The 14462-nt window shown below is 55.3% G+C and carries 18 protein-coding genes; 12 read left to right on the top strand and 6 right to left on the bottom strand.

All coding sequences use genetic code 11. The features are described 5' to 3' along the window. Nucleotides 1-3 precede the first annotated feature (3 nt). The gene (kdsD, locus tag NWP14_RS19670; RefSeq protein WP_375215849.1) at nt 4-1008 is read right to left on the bottom strand and encodes an arabinose-5-phosphate isomerase KdsD; all 1005 of its coding nucleotides are present in this window, start codon (nt 1006-1008) and stop codon (nt 4-6) included. Further along, nucleotides 1005-1982: a calcium/sodium antiporter gene (locus tag NWP14_RS19665; RefSeq protein ID WP_346430609.1), complete on the bottom strand. Its 978-nt coding sequence runs from the start codon at nt 1980-1982 to the stop codon at nt 1005-1007. The genes kdsD and NWP14_RS19665 overlap by 4 nt, the downstream gene beginning before the upstream one ends. A gap of 209 nt (nt 1983-2191) precedes the next feature. On the opposite strand from NWP14_RS19665, the gene mlaF reads away from it, so the two are divergent. The 7 genes from mlaF (at nt 2192) to murA (ending at nt 6999) form a co-directional block, all read left to right on the top strand. Further along, nucleotides 2192-3004 (top strand): phospholipid ABC transporter ATP-binding protein MlaF, encoded by an 813-nt coding sequence (gene mlaF, locus NWP14_RS19660; RefSeq protein WP_095099923.1) that lies wholly within the window; start codon nt 2192-2194, stop codon nt 3002-3004. A gap of 7 nt (nt 3005-3011) precedes the next feature. Next, nucleotides 3012-3794: a lipid asymmetry maintenance ABC transporter permease subunit MlaE gene (gene mlaE, locus NWP14_RS19655; protein ID WP_041147414.1), complete on the top strand. Its 783-nt coding sequence runs from the start codon at nt 3012-3014 to the stop codon at nt 3792-3794. Nucleotides 3795-3798: 4 nt separating this feature from the next. After that, nucleotides 3799-4350: an outer membrane lipid asymmetry maintenance protein MlaD gene (gene mlaD / locus NWP14_RS19650; RefSeq protein ID WP_346430610.1), complete on the top strand. Its 552-nt coding sequence runs from the start codon at nt 3799-3801 to the stop codon at nt 4348-4350. A gap of 18 nt (nt 4351-4368) precedes the next feature. After that, on the top strand, nt 4369-5004 hold the full coding sequence (mlaC, locus tag NWP14_RS19645) for a phospholipid-binding protein MlaC (RefSeq protein WP_095099920.1): 636 nt from the start codon (nt 4369-4371) through the stop codon (nt 5002-5004). Then, a complete protein-coding gene (mlaB, locus tag NWP14_RS19640; RefSeq protein WP_095099918.1) occupies nt 5004-5294 on the top strand; it encodes a lipid asymmetry maintenance protein MlaB in 291 nt (96 codons plus the stop codon). Before mlaC ends, mlaB begins: the two co-directional genes overlap by 1 nt. A gap of 136 nt (nt 5295-5430) precedes the next feature. Then, entirely contained in the window at nt 5431-5685 is a 255-nt protein-coding gene (ibaG, locus tag NWP14_RS19635; RefSeq protein WP_041147411.1) for a BolA family iron metabolism protein IbaG, read from the top strand. Nucleotides 5686-5739: 54 nt separating this feature from the next. After that, the gene (gene murA / locus NWP14_RS19630) at nt 5740-6999 is read left to right on the top strand and encodes a UDP-N-acetylglucosamine 1-carboxyvinyltransferase (RefSeq protein WP_095099915.1); all 1260 of its coding nucleotides are present in this window, start codon (nt 5740-5742) and stop codon (nt 6997-6999) included. 61 nt (nt 7000-7060) lie between these two features. Here the strand turns inward: murA and sfsB are convergent, their stop codons facing one another. Then, a complete protein-coding gene (sfsB, locus tag NWP14_RS19625; RefSeq protein WP_095099912.1) occupies nt 7061-7333 on the bottom strand; it encodes a DNA-binding transcriptional regulator SfsB in 273 nt (90 codons plus the stop codon). 198 nt (nt 7334-7531) lie between these two features. After that, nucleotides 7532-8503: an octaprenyl diphosphate synthase gene (gene ispB, locus NWP14_RS19620; protein WP_041147408.1), complete on the bottom strand. Its 972-nt coding sequence runs from the start codon at nt 8501-8503 to the stop codon at nt 7532-7534. Between the two features lie 260 nt (nt 8504-8763). Between ispB and rplU the strand changes: the two genes are divergently transcribed. The 4 genes from rplU (at nt 8764) to cgtA (ending at nt 11730) form a co-directional block, all read left to right on the top strand. Beyond that, entirely contained in the window at nt 8764-9075 is a 312-nt protein-coding gene (gene rplU, locus NWP14_RS19615) for a 50S ribosomal protein L21 (protein ID WP_041147407.1), read from the top strand. A 19-nt stretch (nt 9076-9094) separates the two neighbouring features. Next, on the top strand, nt 9095-9352 hold the full coding sequence (rpmA, locus tag NWP14_RS19610; RefSeq protein ID WP_007673187.1) for a 50S ribosomal protein L27: 258 nt from the start codon (nt 9095-9097) through the stop codon (nt 9350-9352). A gap of 95 nt (nt 9353-9447) precedes the next feature. Continuing rightward, on the top strand, nt 9448-10401 hold the full coding sequence (locus NWP14_RS19605; RefSeq protein ID WP_331834978.1) for a DMT family transporter: 954 nt from the start codon (nt 9448-9450) through the stop codon (nt 10399-10401). A 150-nt stretch (nt 10402-10551) separates the two neighbouring features. Continuing rightward, nucleotides 10552-11730 (top strand): Obg family GTPase CgtA, encoded by a 1179-nt coding sequence (gene cgtA / locus NWP14_RS19600; RefSeq protein WP_095099906.1) that lies wholly within the window; start codon nt 10552-10554, stop codon nt 11728-11730. Between the two features lie 94 nt (nt 11731-11824). Here the strand turns inward: cgtA and dacB are convergent, their stop codons facing one another. Further along, entirely contained in the window at nt 11825-13258 is a 1434-nt protein-coding gene (gene dacB, locus NWP14_RS19595; protein ID WP_095099903.1) for a serine-type D-Ala-D-Ala carboxypeptidase, read from the bottom strand. A 235-nt stretch (nt 13259-13493) separates the two neighbouring features. Here dacB and greA point away from each other — a divergent pair, with 235 nt between their 5' ends. After that, the gene (gene greA / locus NWP14_RS19590) at nt 13494-13970 is read left to right on the top strand and encodes a transcription elongation factor GreA (protein WP_095099900.1); all 477 of its coding nucleotides are present in this window, start codon (nt 13494-13496) and stop codon (nt 13968-13970) included. 152 nt (nt 13971-14122) lie between these two features. Here the strand turns inward: greA and yhbY are convergent, their stop codons facing one another. After that, a complete protein-coding gene (gene yhbY, locus NWP14_RS19585; RefSeq protein WP_095099897.1) occupies nt 14123-14416 on the bottom strand; it encodes a ribosome assembly RNA-binding protein YhbY in 294 nt (97 codons plus the stop codon). Between the last annotated feature and the right edge of the window lie 46 nt (nt 14417-14462).

Raw genomic sequence — 14462 nt, 5'->3', positions numbered from 1 at the left:
TACTTACACTACGCCTGCGCGCAGGAGATCGTGCATATGTACCACACCCAACAGACGGTCGCCATCGGCAACTAATACGCAGGTGATATGACGGGCTTGCATCAGGTTCAGCGCATCGACCGCCAGAATGCCGGGACGGATGCGAATTCCACCCGGCGTCATGACCTCGGCGATGCCGGCATTACGCATATCGACCCCGGAATCGAACACCCGACGCAGGTCGCCGTCGGTGAAAATACCGATGATGTTCATGTCATCATCGCAGATAGCGGTCATGCCTAAATTTTTACGCGTGATTTCCAGCAGCGCGTCGCGCAGCGTGGCCTGCAGAGTAACGTGCGGGATTTCATCTCCGGTGTGCATGATATCATTGACCCGCAGCAGCAGCTTACGGCCCAGCGCGCCGCCGGGGTGGGAGAGCGCGAAATCTTCGGCGGTAAAGCCGCGGGCTTCCAGCAGCGCGACCGCCAGAGCGTCGCCCATCACCAGCGCCGCGGTAGTGCTTGACGTCGGGGCCAGGCCTAGCGGACAGGCTTCTTTTAGCACCTTCACGCACAGGTGGATATCCGCCGCGCGCGCCATGCTGCTTTCCGCACGGCTGGTCATGCAGATAAGCGGCACCCGCTGTCGCTTAAGTACGGGGATCAGCGCTAAAATTTCGTTCGACTCGCCGGAGTTCGACAGGGCGATAACAACGTCCTGCGGCGTGACCATGCCTAAATCGCCGTGGGCCGCTTCGCCGGGATGTACGAAGAACGACGGCGTACCGGTGCTGGCGAAGGTGGCTGCCATTTTACGCGCGATGTGGCCGGACTTGCCCATCCCCATGACCACCACTTTGCCGGCGCAGCGGAAAATCGTTTCGCAGGCGCGCGTAAAATCTTCATTAATGTATTGATCGAGCTGAGCCAGACCTTCACGTTCAATTTCCAGGACCTTGCGGCCTGCCTGTTGAAAGTCAAAATCCGTTGGCAAATCTATTTGCGACATAATGGTATCCCGATTCATTCACCAAAGAGCGGTGCTGCCCAGTACAGCATCGCCAACCAAACCACAAAACCGCCGACCAGCAGCGCCCCGGCGAGCCGGCTGGGCTGCCGTTTTCGGCGCCAGCACAGCAGGGCGAAAATTACGCTGACCAGCATCATGACGGCATAGTCGCGCGTAAACGCTTCGGGGGCGAAGGAGCCCGGCGCGATCAGCGCCGGCAGCCCGAGAACCAGGACGATATTAAGGATATTGGCGCCAATGATATTCCCGATGGCAATATCATCTTCCCCTTTACGTGCGCCAGCAATCGCGGTCGCCAGTTCCGGCAGGCTGGTGCCGATGGCGACCACCGTGAGGCCGACGGTCAGTTCGCTGATGGCGAAGTAGTTCGCCAGCACGGTGGCATTATCCACCACCATGCGGGTCGCCATCGGCATGACAATCATCGCCACCCCCAGCCACAGCAGGGCTACGGGAAGCGAACCTTCTCGCGGCAGCTCCGCTATCTGTTCCCGGGTCAGGCTATCGTTACCCTGACGTTCGGCGATGCGCGCTATTTTTACCGTGAACAGCAGCCATAGTATGGCTAACGCCAGTAAAAAAAGACCGTCCATGCGGGAGAGCTGACCGTCATACAGGACAAAGCTCGCGAGCACGCTGACCAGCAACATTAGCGGCAGTTCGCGGCGCAGGATATCAGAATGTACGGTAAATGGATGAAGTAAGGCGGCGAGGCCAAGAATTAATAAGATATTGGTGATGTTCGATCCGATCGCCGTGCCGATGGCCAGATCGGTCTGTCCGTGCAGGGAGGCGGCCGCGGAGACGATGATCTCGGGCAGGCTGGTACCGATGCTCACCACCGTCATACCAATGATAAGCGGCGGGATCCCTATCATGCGGCACAATATTGAAGCGGCGTAGACCAGACGATCGGCGCTGTAGACCACCAGCAGTAAACCAATTATTAACAGAGCCGTCGCTAAGAGCATCTAAAGTCCTTTCTTCAGGTATAATCGTCGCCTCGCTGACCGTCCGTACGCAGCGTAACGAATTCTTAATTTTGACTTTATGTTTGTCAAAAGTAAAACAAATGCCAGCTTTCGCTAACCCGGGCAGGTAAGATTCTGTAAAAATGTTGGGTTTATGGTGGAAGAAAGCACCATGCTTAGCCTGAGGGATGTTTTGTAAGGATGATTTTATGAGCCAAACTCTGGCGAATTTAGTCGAAGTACGCGGTATCAGCTTCTCCCGAGGCGATCGCGCGATCTTTGATGATATCTCGCTGTCAGTGCCGCGCGGTAAGATCACGGCGATCATGGGGCCATCGGGAATCGGTAAAACGACCCTGCTGCGCCTGATCGGCGGTCAAATCCCGCCGGATAGCGGCGAGATCCTGTTTGATGGCGAAAACGTGCCGCAGATGTCGCGTTCGCGCCTGTATACCGTGCGTAAGCGCATGAGCATGCTGTTTCAGTCAGGCGCGCTGTTCACCGATATGAACGTCTTTAATAACGTGGCCTATCCGCTGCGTGAGCACACTCATCTGCCCGAAGCGCTGCTGCATACTACCGTGATGATGAAGCTTGAGGCCGTTGGCCTGCGCGGAGCGGCAATGCTGATGCCTTCTGAGCTATCCGGTGGCATGGCGCGCCGCGCGGCGCTGGCAAGAGCTATTGCGCTGGAGCCGGATCTCATCATGTTCGACGAACCGTTTGTCGGGCAGGACCCCATCACTATGGGCGTGCTGGTTAAGCTGATTTCCGAACTCAATAGCACCCTGGGCGTTACGTGTATCGTGGTATCGCACGACGTACCGGAAGTGCTCAGTATTGCGGATTACGCCTATATCGTGGCCGACAAGAAAATTGTCGCCCACGGCAGCGCCCGCTCGCTGCGGGAAAATGCCGACCCTCGGGTTCGCCAGTTTATTGATGGTATCGCCGACGGCCCGGTGCCGTTCCGCTATCCGGCAGGCGACTATCAGCATGATTTATTAGGCATAGGGAGTTAAACGACTGATGCTGCTAAATATGCTGGCATCGCTCGGGCATCGGGGGATTAAAACCACCGCGGCTTTTGGGCGTGCCGGATTAATGCTTTTCAACGCCGTAGTGGGCAAGCCGGAGTTTCGTAAGCACGCGCCGCTGCTGGTGCGCCAGTTGTACAACGTTGGCGTGCTGTCGATGCTGATCATCATCGTGTCGGGGCTGTTCATCGGCATGGTGCTGGGCCTGCAGGGCTATCTGGTGTTGACCACCTACAGCGCGGAAACCAGTCTTGGTATGCTGGTGGCGCTCTCTCTGCTGCGCGAGCTGGGGCCGGTGGTTGCCGCGCTGCTGTTCGCCGGGCGTGCCGGCTCGGCGCTGACCGCCGAAATAGGGCTGATGCGCGCGACCGAACAGCTCTCAAGCATGGAGATGATGGCCGTCGATCCGCTGCGTCGCGTAATATCGCCGCGCTTCTGGGCCGGGGTGATCTCACTGCCGCTGCTGACGGTTATTTTTGTCGCGGTGGGGATCTGGGGCGGTTCGCTGGTTGGCGTTAACTGGAAAGGTATCGACAGCGGGTTCTTCTGGACCGCGATGCAAAATGCCGTCGACTGGCGAATGGATCTGGTTAACTGCCTGATTAAGAGTCTGGTTTTCGCCATTACGGTGACATGGGTAGCGTTATTTAACGGTTATGATGCTATCCCCACTTCCGCAGGGATTAGCCGGGCAACGACGCGCACCGTGGTGCATTCGTCGCTGGCGGTTCTGGGGCTGGATTTTGTGCTGACTGCGCTGATGTTTGGGAATTGAGTTCATGCAAACGAAAAAAAGTGAAATCTGGGTAGGCGTATTTTTACTGGTGGCGCTGCTGGCGGCTCTGTTTGTATGCCTGAAAGCAGCGAACGTGACCTCTCTGCGGACCGAGCCGACGTATCGTCTTTACGCGACGTTCGACAATATCGGTGGCCTGAAGGCGCGGTCGCCGGTACGCATTGGCGGCGTGGTCGTGGGCCGGGTGGCGGATATCACGCTCGATACAAAAACCTATCTGCCGCGGGTGGCCATCGATATCGATGAGAGCTACAACCATATTCCTGACTCCAGTTCGCTGGCCATTCGTACTTCGGGCCTGCTGGGCGAGCAGTACCTGGCTCTGAACATGGGTTTTGAAGACCCGGAGCTGGGGACATCTATCCTTAAAGACGGCGGGACGATTCAGGACACGAAATCGGCCATGGTTCTGGAAGATCTGATTGGCCAGTTCCTTTACAACAGTAAAGGCAGCGACAATAAGAATTCTGGCGATGATCCGACGGCCCAGGAAAGTCATACTGACGCAGCGCAGCCTGCCGCCACGACGCACTAATTTCAGGAGAGACCCGATATGTTTAAACGCTTACTGATGATCGCCATGCTGGCGATTGCGCCATTGACTGCTGCGACCGCAGCGGATCAGTCCAATCCGTACAAGCTGATGGATGAAGCCGCGCAGAAAACCTTCGACCGCCTGAAAAACGAGCAGCCGAAGATTCAGGCTAACCCGAACTATCTGCGCGAGATCGTCGACCAGGAGCTGATGCCGTATGTGCAGGTGAAGTACGCTGGCGCGCTGGTGCTGGGCCGTTATTACAAAGATGCGACCCCGGCGCAGCGTGAGGCCTACTTTACCGCCTTCCGCGAATATCTGAAGCAGGCATACGGTCAGGCGCTGGCGATGTATCACGGTCAGACCTATCAAATCGCGCCGGAACAGGCGCTGGGCGATGCGACTATCGTCCCTATCCGCGTGACGATCCTCGATCCTAACGGCCGTCCGCCGGTGCGCCTGGACTTCCAGTGGCGTAAAAACACCCAGACCGGCAACTGGCAGGCTTACGACATGATTGCTGAAGGGGTGAGCATGATCACCACCAAGCAGAACGAGTGGAGCGATCTGCTGCGTACTAAAGGCGTTGACGGCCTGACCGCGCAGCTGAAATCGATCTCCGCGCAGCCGATTACGCTGGAACAGAAAAAATAATGACCGGGCAGCTGAGCTGGACTCGCCGCGGCGACTGCCTGGCGCTGCAGGGGGAGCTGGACCAGGATCTGCTGGTCCCGCTCTGGGACGACCGTGCGCAGGCGACTGAAGGCGTATCGGCTATCGACCTGAGCGCGGTAACCCGGGTCGATACCGCCGGCCTTGCGCTGCTGGTGCATTTCGTGGCGCTGATTCGTCGTCAGGGCAGGGAGGCGCGGCTGATCGGCAAGAGCGATAATTTGCAAACGCTGGTCGGTCTTTACAACCTTCCTGCCGATATGATCCCATAGTTTTTCAGAGTGTTACTGCTGACGCTATCCGCAAAGCCTCATCAATATTTTCGATGGGGCTTTTTGCTTGTTTAAGACCGCGTCACTTTCCTCTAAGATGTTGGGCTATTTTCACTACCAGATAAAATTTGAACCCATGGAAAATCATGAAATTCAGACCGTGCTGATGAACGCACTCTCCCTCCAGGAAGTCCACGTCTCTGGCGATGGCAGTCACTTTCAGGTTATTGCTGTGGGCGAGCTGTTCGACGGCATGAGCCGGGTGAAGAAGCAGCAGACTATCTACGCCCCGCTGATGGAATATATTGCCGACAACCGCATCCATGCTCTGTCGATCAAGGCGTATACCCCGCAGGAATGGGCCCGCGATCGCAAACTAAATGGCTTTTAAGCTGTAGGGATGCTCCCTGCAGCGTATATGAATTCTTAACAGAGAACAGAATCAATGGATAAATTCCGTGTTCAGGGTCCGACTCGTCTCCAGGGCGAAGTCACCATCTCCGGTGCGAAAAACGCAGCTCTGCCGATCCTCTTTGCCGCACTGCTGGCAGACGAGCCGATTGAAATCCAGAATGTACCGAAGCTGAAAGACATCGATACCACGATGAAACTGCTGAGCCAGCTAGGTGCCAAAGTTGAGCGTAACGGTTCCGTATGGATTGATGCGGGCCCGGTTGACGTCTTCTGTGCTCCGTACGATTTAGTCAAAACCATGCGTGCCTCTATCTGGGCGCTGGGGCCGCTGGTGGCGCGTTTTGGCCAAGGCCAGGTTTCGCTGCCGGGCGGCTGTGCGATCGGCGCCCGTCCGGTTGACCTGCATATTACCGGCCTGGAGCAGCTGGGTGCCGAGATCAAGCTGGAAGAGGGCTACGTCAAGGCATCGGTCAATGGACGTCTCAAGGGCGCGCATATCGTTATGGATAAGGTCAGCGTTGGCGCGACCGTCACCATTATGAGCGCCGCGACGCTGGCTGAAGGCACAACCATCATCGAAAACGCCGCGCGTGAGCCGGAAATCGTCGATACGGCCAACTTCCTCGTTGCGCTGGGTGCGAAAATTAAGGGCCAGGGTTCTGACCGTATTACCATTGAAGGCGTAGAGCGTCTGGGCGGCGGCGTATATCGCGTGCTGCCGGACCGTATCGAAACCGGGACCTTCCTGGTCGCTGCGGCAATCTCCGGCGGTAAAATCGTCTGCCGCAATGCGCAGCCTGATACCCTCGACGTCGTACTGGCCAAGCTGCGCGATGCGGGTGCCGATATTGAGACCGGCGAAGACTGGATTAGCCTTGATATGCACGGTAATCGTCCTAAAGCCGTCAACGTACGCACCGCGCCGCACCCGGGATTCCCGACCGACATGCAGGCGCAGTTTACGCTGCTAAACCTGGTGGCGGAAGGCACCGGCGTGATTACCGAAACCATTTTCGAAAACCGCTTTATGCACATTCCGGAGCTGATCCGTATGGGCGCGCACGCGGAAATCGAAAGCAATACGGCGATCTGCCACGGCGTGGCCCAGCTCTCCGGCGCTCAGGTCATGGCAACCGACCTGCGTGCATCGGCAAGCCTGGTGCTGGCGGGTTGTATTGCAGAAGGCACCACGATTGTCGATCGTATTTATCACATCGATCGTGGATACGAGCGTATTGAAGATAAGCTGCAGGCGCTGGGCGCGAATATCGAACGCGTAAAAGGCGAGTAAACCTGTTGTAGCAGCCCTCTGACGTCTGTCCGGGGGCTGTAGTACCCTCTATTACCTCGACTCACTTCTCACTTTTCTTTTGGCGTATCATCTGCGTTCTGTCGATAAACTGATGGGTAATCGGGTCGTGGTAGCGTGACGGCCAAATAGCCCAGGGTGTGGTTTCCAGCGCATTAGCAATAATCAGTTCGCCTTTGGGCCACGGCCGGGTTAGTGCATTGGCCAGGGTAGAGGAGCTCAATCCGTTGCGTCGTGATTCCGCCGCCAGCGACGTTCCTTTTTTGCGTAATCCGGCGATAATATCGGCCGGGTGCCAATCGATGAACTTATCCATAAATTCTCCTGCTGATAAGGTTCCAGATCGCCCCAAGCGGACGACTGAACAACTATACCCCTGGTTTATTAAAGTTCTAACAAGTTCCAGTAAATGGATCGAATATTCAGAATTCATCAAGGTTAAAGGCGGGGGTTTAGCGGGGAAGGTTTTTTTTGGAACTTTCCCGCGCCGGGCGCGGGAAGGGCGAAAGGGTCGTTAGCGATCGCGCTGCACGGCGATGTGCGCAAGGCCGATGAGCGCTTCGCGCCACGGCGAGTCGGGTAAAACCTGAAGCGCGACAATCGCCTTATCGGCTTCTTCCTCCGCGCGTTTTTGCGTCCATTCCAGCGAACCGCAGGCTGCCATTGCCTCGAGGACTGCCGCCAGCAGGTGACGTCCGTTACCCTGTTCGATTGCGCCTCGAATCATTGCGGACTGCTCTGGGGTGCCATGACGCATCGCATGCAGCAGCGGTAGCGTAGGTTTACCTTCGTTCAGGTCATCGCCCACGTTTTTACCAAGACGTTCGCCGTCGGAGCTATAGTCCAGCAAATCATCGATCAGCTGGAAAGCGGTGCCCAAATAGCGGCCGTAATCCTGTAATGCCCGCTCCTGTTCCTCGGTACAGCCGGCGAGAATCCCGGAACATTGTGCGGCCGCTTCGAACAGTCGGGCTGTTTTGCTGTAAATCACCCGCATGTAGTTTTCTTCCGTGATGTCCGGGTCGTTAACGTTCATCAGCTGCAGGACTTCACCTTCGGCAATCACGTTAACGGCTTTCGACATAACTTCCAGCACCTTCAGCGAACCGAGGCTGGTCATCATCTGGAAAGAGCGGGTATAGATAAAATCACCAACCAGCACGCTGGCTGCATTGCCAAAAGCCGCATTGGCCGTGGCTTTGCCACGACGCATATCCGACTCATCAACAACATCATCATGAAGCAGGGTCGCGGTATGGATAAATTCGATCAGCGCGGCAATGGTGACGTGCGCATTCCCCTGGTAACCGACGGCGCGCGCCGCGAGGACCGCAATCATCGGACGAATACGTTTACCGCCTCCGCTGACGATGTAATAGCCTAACTGATTGATAAGCTGAACATCTGAGTCGAGTTGCTCAAGGATTGTCGCATTGACACCCGCCATATCTTGCGCGGTTAACTCATTGATTTTTTCTAAATTCATCGCAAAAGCCGGGCCACATGTCCTGTAACCGCGAATCCAGGTGGGTTCACAGCAGGATTAAGATAGAATTAAAAGAAGATACGATTGTACTGAAAAAATGGCATAGATAAACGTTAGCGTGAAAGTTGTGTTTTTTTTCTGCGTTGAGCGACGATCGCTCTTGTCAAAGGCTCGCCTTTTGCGTAATATTCGCGCCCTATTGTGAATATTTATAGCGCACTCTAAATCACATTAAGAGGTGCGCGGAAGCGGAGTTTTATATGTACGCGGTTTTCCAAAGTGGTGGTAAACAACACCGAGTAAGCGAAGGTCAGACCATTCGCCTGGAAAAGCTGGACATCGCAACTGGCGAAGCTGTTGAGTTCGCTGAAGTGCTGATGGTCGCAAACGGTGAAGAAATCAAGATCGGCGTTCCTTTCGTTGAGGGCGGCGTAATCAAAGCTGAAGTTGTTGCTCACGGTCGTGGCGAGAAAGTTAAAATCGTTAAGTTTCGTCGTCGTAAACACTACCGTAAGCAGCAGGGCCATCGTCAGTGGTTCACTGATGTGAAAATTACTGGCATCAGCGCCTAAGACCTGAGGAGAGATTTAAATGGCACATAAAAAGGCTGGCGGCTCAACTCGTAACGGTCGCGACTCAGAAGCTAAACGCCTGGGCGTTAAGCGTTTCGGTGGCGAAACCGTTCTGGCGGGTAGCATCATCGTTCGTCAACGTGGCACTAAATTCCACGCTGGTAACAACGTAGGTTGCGGTCGTGACCACACTCTGTTTGCTAAAGCAGACGGTAAAGTGAAATTTGAAGTTAAAGGCCCGAACAACCGTAAATATATCAGCATCGTTGCTGAGTAAGGTTTTCGAGGTCCGGTAACGGATTAAAGCCCCGCAACGTGTTGCGGGGCTTTTTACATTAGAAGTCCGGAAAATTTTCCGCAGGTAAAACGGGCATGAAGCAGCAGGCCGGCATAGGTATTGTTTTGGCGCTCACCACCGCAATGTGCTGGGGTGCGCTGCCCATCGCAATGAAGCAGGTTCTGGAAGTGATGGAACCGCCAACGGTGGTGTTCTATCGCTTTTTAATGGCGAGTATTGGCCTCGGGTTGATCCTGGCGATTAAAGGTAAGCTGCCGCCGCTGCGTATTTTCCGTAAACCTCGCTGGCTAATTTTACTGGCTATCGCGACGGGCGGCCTGTTCGGTAACTTCATTCTGTTCAGCTCGTCCTTGCAATATTTAAGCCCGACGGCCTCGCAGGTGATTGGTCAGCTGTCCCCGGTTGGCATGATGGTCGCCAGCGTCTTTATCCTCAAGGAGAAGATGCGCGGGACGCAGGTTATCGGCGCGATAATGCTGCTCTGCGGGCTGGTGATGTTCTTCAACACCAGCCTGATCGAGATTTTTACCCGCCTGACGGATTACACCTGGGGTGTGATTTTTGGCGTGGCTGCAGCGACGGTGTGGGTGAGCTACGGCGTCGCGCAAAAGGTATTATTGCGTCGTCTGGCATCACAGCAAATCCTGTTTTTGCTGTACACTTTATGTACTATCGCATTATTGCCGCTGGCAAAGCCGGGCGTGATATCCCAGCTAAGCGACTGGCAGCTGGCGTGCCTGATCTTTTGTGGTTTGAACACGCTGGTAGGTTATGGCGCACTCGCGGAAGCGATGGCGCGTTGGCAGGCAGCGCAGGTGAGCGCATTAATTACGCTAACTCCGCTGTTTACGCTGTTATTTTCAGATTTATTATCAATGGCCTGGCCCGATTTCTTCGTCAAACCGATGTTAAACCTGTTGGGTTATCTCGGTGCGTTTGTCGTGGTTGCGGGCGCGATGTTTTCCGCCATTGGTCATCGTCTTTGGGGACGCTGGCGTAAAAATGAAGCGGTAGTATATCCAAAATAATTCGGGTTGCAGGAAGGCGGCAAGAGAGCGAATTCCCGGGAACATAGATAGCTATGTCTCTGGAGTGAGCGAGCTCCGCCAACGCGCGTGCAGCTTGAAGTATGAAGGATATTTGTCCCCCGCTCAGGCGAATGATTTACGGAGAGTAAAATGAAGTTTGTTGATGAAGCAACGATCCTGGTCGTAGCAGGTGATGGCGGCAATGGTTGCGTGAGCTTCCGCCGTGAAAAATATATCCCGAGAGGCGGCCCGGACGGCGGCGACGGCGGTGATGGCGGCGACGTTTGGCTGGAAGCGGACGAGAACCTCAACACCCTGATCGACTACCGTTTTGAGAAAGCTTTCCGCGCTGAACGTGGGCAGAACGGGCAAAGCCGTGACTGTACCGGTAAGCGTGGTAAAGACGTATCGGTTAAGGTGCCCGTAGGGACCCGTGTTATCGATCAGGGGACCGGCGAGACCATGGGCGATATGACCAAACACGGTCAGCGTCTGATGGTCGCTAAAGGCGGCTGGCACGGCCTGGGTAACACCCGCTTTAAATCGTCCGTCAACCGTACCCCGCGTCAGAAGACGATGGGTACGCCGGGCGATAAGCGCGACCTACAGCTTGAGCTGATGCTGCTGGCAGACGTTGGGATGCTGGGGATGCCGAATGCCGGTAAATCCACCTTCATTCGCGCCGTTTCTGCTGCGAAGCCGAAAGTCGCGGATTATCCGTTTACCACGCTGGTACCTAGTCTCGGCGTTGTGCGTATGGATAACGAGAAGAGCTTCGTCGTGGCGGATATCCCTGGGCTGATTGAGGGCGCTGCTGAAGGCGCAGGCCTTGGTATTCGCTTCCTCAAGCACCTTGAGCGCTGCCGCGTGCTGCTGCATCTCATCGATATTGAGCCGATCGACGGTTCCGATCCGGTAGAGAATGCGCGCATTATCATCGGTGAGCTGGAAAAATACAGCGAAGATCTGGCGTCAAAACCACGCTGGCTGGTCTTCAACAAGATCGACCTGATGGATAAAGCGGAAGCCGAAGCGAAGGCGAAAGCGATTGCCGAGGCGCTGGGTTGGGAAGAGAAGTTCTACCTGATTTCTGCGGCGAGCCAGCAGGGCGTGAAAGACCTGTGCTGGGATGTGATGACCTTTATCATCGAAAACCCAATCGTGCATGCGCAGGAAGATAAGCCGGCTGAAAAAGTCGAGTTTATGTGGGATGACTACCATCGCGAGCAGCTCGAAAGCGCTGAGATCGAAGTGGAAGATGACGAAGACTGGGATGACGACTGGGACGAAGACGACGAAGAAGGCGTTGAGTTCATCTACAAGCGTTAATTCTGGTTTGCATCCGTTCCCCGCGACGTAATGCTAAGCGGGAAACATCGCCGGATAGAACGAAAAGGGCCGCATCTGATGCGGCCCTTTTGTATTAGTTGTTTTGGTACAAATCCTTATACAGCCGGCTCTCGAAGCGCACCAGCGGAATTCGACGATTGCGCTGATCGGCTGGCGGTACCGCATAGCCTGACAGGTACTGCACGAAGGCGATTTTCTGCCCGCTGGCGCCGGTGATGAAGCCCGCCAGATTATAGACCCCCTGCAGGGAACCGGTCTTCGCGGAAACTTTACCATCAACGCCCGCCTGATGCAGGCCGGCACGGTACTGCAGCGACCCGTCATGACCGGCGAGCGGAAGCATCGAGATGAAGTTGAGTTCATTATCGTGCTGGGCAATATATTGCAGCACCTGCATCATCGTGGCGGGGGCAATCAGGTTATGGCGCGACAGGCCGGAACCGTCGGCAATAATCGTATTGCCCAAATCGACGCCGGCCTGCTGGCGCAGGATTTGGCGTACCGCATCGGAACCCGCGCGCCAGGTGCCCGGCACGCCGAGACGCGCGTGACCAATGGTGCGGAATACGGTATCGGCAATCATGTTGTCTGATTTTTTCAGCATGATGCGCAGGAGATCGTGCAGCGGAGCCGACTGGGTGGTCGCCAGCACGGTACCGGGATCGTTGGCCAGGGTTTGGCGTAGCAGGGTGCCGCTGTAGGTGATGCCGGCCTGGGTCAGTTCAGACTTAAGAATTACGCCGGCATAGCTGGCGCCGTCCTGAATGGCGAAGGCCAGCGGCAGCGGCTCGCTACGCTGCGGCAGACAGCCGGTCAGGGTGTAGCGGTTAAGATCGCCGGGAACCACGTCGAGCTCGCAGTACTGGGCTTCCGCAGAGCCGCGGGCCAGCGTGCGGACCTGGCTGAACATGGTGACCGGGTAATACGAGGCGACGCGAATAAATGCCAGGTCGCCGGGTTTCTGCGCGCTGTACAGCGAGATCGAGAAACAGTTGCGATCGACGATCGCGGCCGCCGGCGGGGCGCTAAAGCACTGCGTCATATCGTTCCACGGCCAGCCCGGCGCTTTGTCATGGCTGGCGAAGACCGAGGTATCGATCAGGACGTTCCCTTCGATCCGCTGGACGCCGGCCTTTTTGAGCGTGGCCACCATATTGCGAATATCCTGACGCCTGAGCGTAGGATCGCCGCCAAACCGGGCAATCAGGTCACCTTTCAGCACGCCGCCGTCGAGACTGCCTTTGGTTTCCAGGGTGGTGGTGAAACGGAAGTCTGGACCCAGCTGGAGAAGGGCAGCCAGGGCGGTGATCACCTTCTGAGTACTAGCCGGTAGCGCCATTTGCTGGCTGTGAAAGTCTATCTCCGGCGTCGGGGAGCCAACCTTTTGCGCCATAAAGGCGAGGTTAGCACCCGCAGGAAGCTGGTTGATGTACTCGTCAATGTTCGCCGCCTGAGCGCTAAACGCAATGCCGGCAGTCAATCCGATGATAAATCTGGAAAATCGCATAATCTCGCGCTAACAACCTGAAACCGAGCCGTCATACTACGGTGCAACACCCTGTAAAGTAAACGATGACCCATAGTGAACTTCAGGGTAAAATACGTATCAAATTGAAAATTGCTGCTGACCTGGGGAATGTTTCCCGGGTTGGTTTTCTTTTTGCTCCTGTCCTGCTTTTTGCCTGGCAGGTTGCGGAACGGGGATATCCGTTCCATGAAGGAATGATAAAGAGGTATAACAAATGCAAGCTATTCCGATGACCTTACGTGGCGCTGAAAAACTGCGCGAAGAGCTGGATTTTCTGAAATCCGTTCGTCGCCCTGAAATCATTGCAGCCATCGCCGATGCCCGCGAACATGGCGATCTCAAAGAGAACGCTGAGTACCATGCGGCCCGCGAACAGCAGGGTTTCTGTGAAGGACGTATCAAAGATATTGAGGCCAAGCTGTCCAATGCGCAGGTTATCGATATCACCAAAATGCCGAATAACGGCCGCGTGATTTTTGGTTCGACGGTGAACGTTCTGAACCTTGATACCGACGAAGAACAGATTTATCGCATCGTGGGCGACGACGAAGCTGATTTTAAGCAGAATCTTATCTCCGTGAACTCCCCGATCGCTCGCGGGCTGATCGGTAAAGAGCAGGATGATGTTGTGACAATCCGCACGCCAGGTGGCGAGGTCGAATACGAAATTATCAAGGTTGAGTACCTTTAATTCGCATTTCCCGCTACGCTGTTGATGGATTGTAAAGAAAGGAAAAAGGCCGCATAGCGGCCTTTTATCAACGTCCAGAGCATGGCATTTTGCTCGTCTACCTGCAGAAATCCCTCGTTTTACACAATGTTGTGTCGAGATTCAGGATATTCTTAGCGTGGCAGCGAGATTTTACGCTCTTTAGATGGGCGGTACAGGACCAGCGTTTTACCGATGACCTGTACGTTACAGGCGCCGGTTTCGCGTACGATAGCTTCCACGATCAGGGTTTTAGTCTCGCGGTCTTCCGAGGCAATTTTCACCTTGATGAGCTCATGGTGCTCTAACGCTTGTTCGATCTCGGCCAGTACCCCTTCGGTCAAACCATTATTGCCAAGCATAACTACCGGCTTGAGCGGATGTGCCAGACCTTTCAGGTGCTGTTTTTGTTTAGTACTCAGATTCATCGTATTTTTTTGCTTACGTTGGGATTGAAAACGGTTCATTCTACCG

It is taken from the genome of Klebsiella sp. C349492, assembly GCF_042055345.1.
GTDB lineage: Bacteria > Pseudomonadota > Gammaproteobacteria > Enterobacterales > Enterobacteriaceae > Klebsiella > Klebsiella scottii.
The sequence above is the reverse complement of the archived record's forward strand: the minus strand, read 5'-3'. Positions and strand labels throughout refer to the sequence as shown.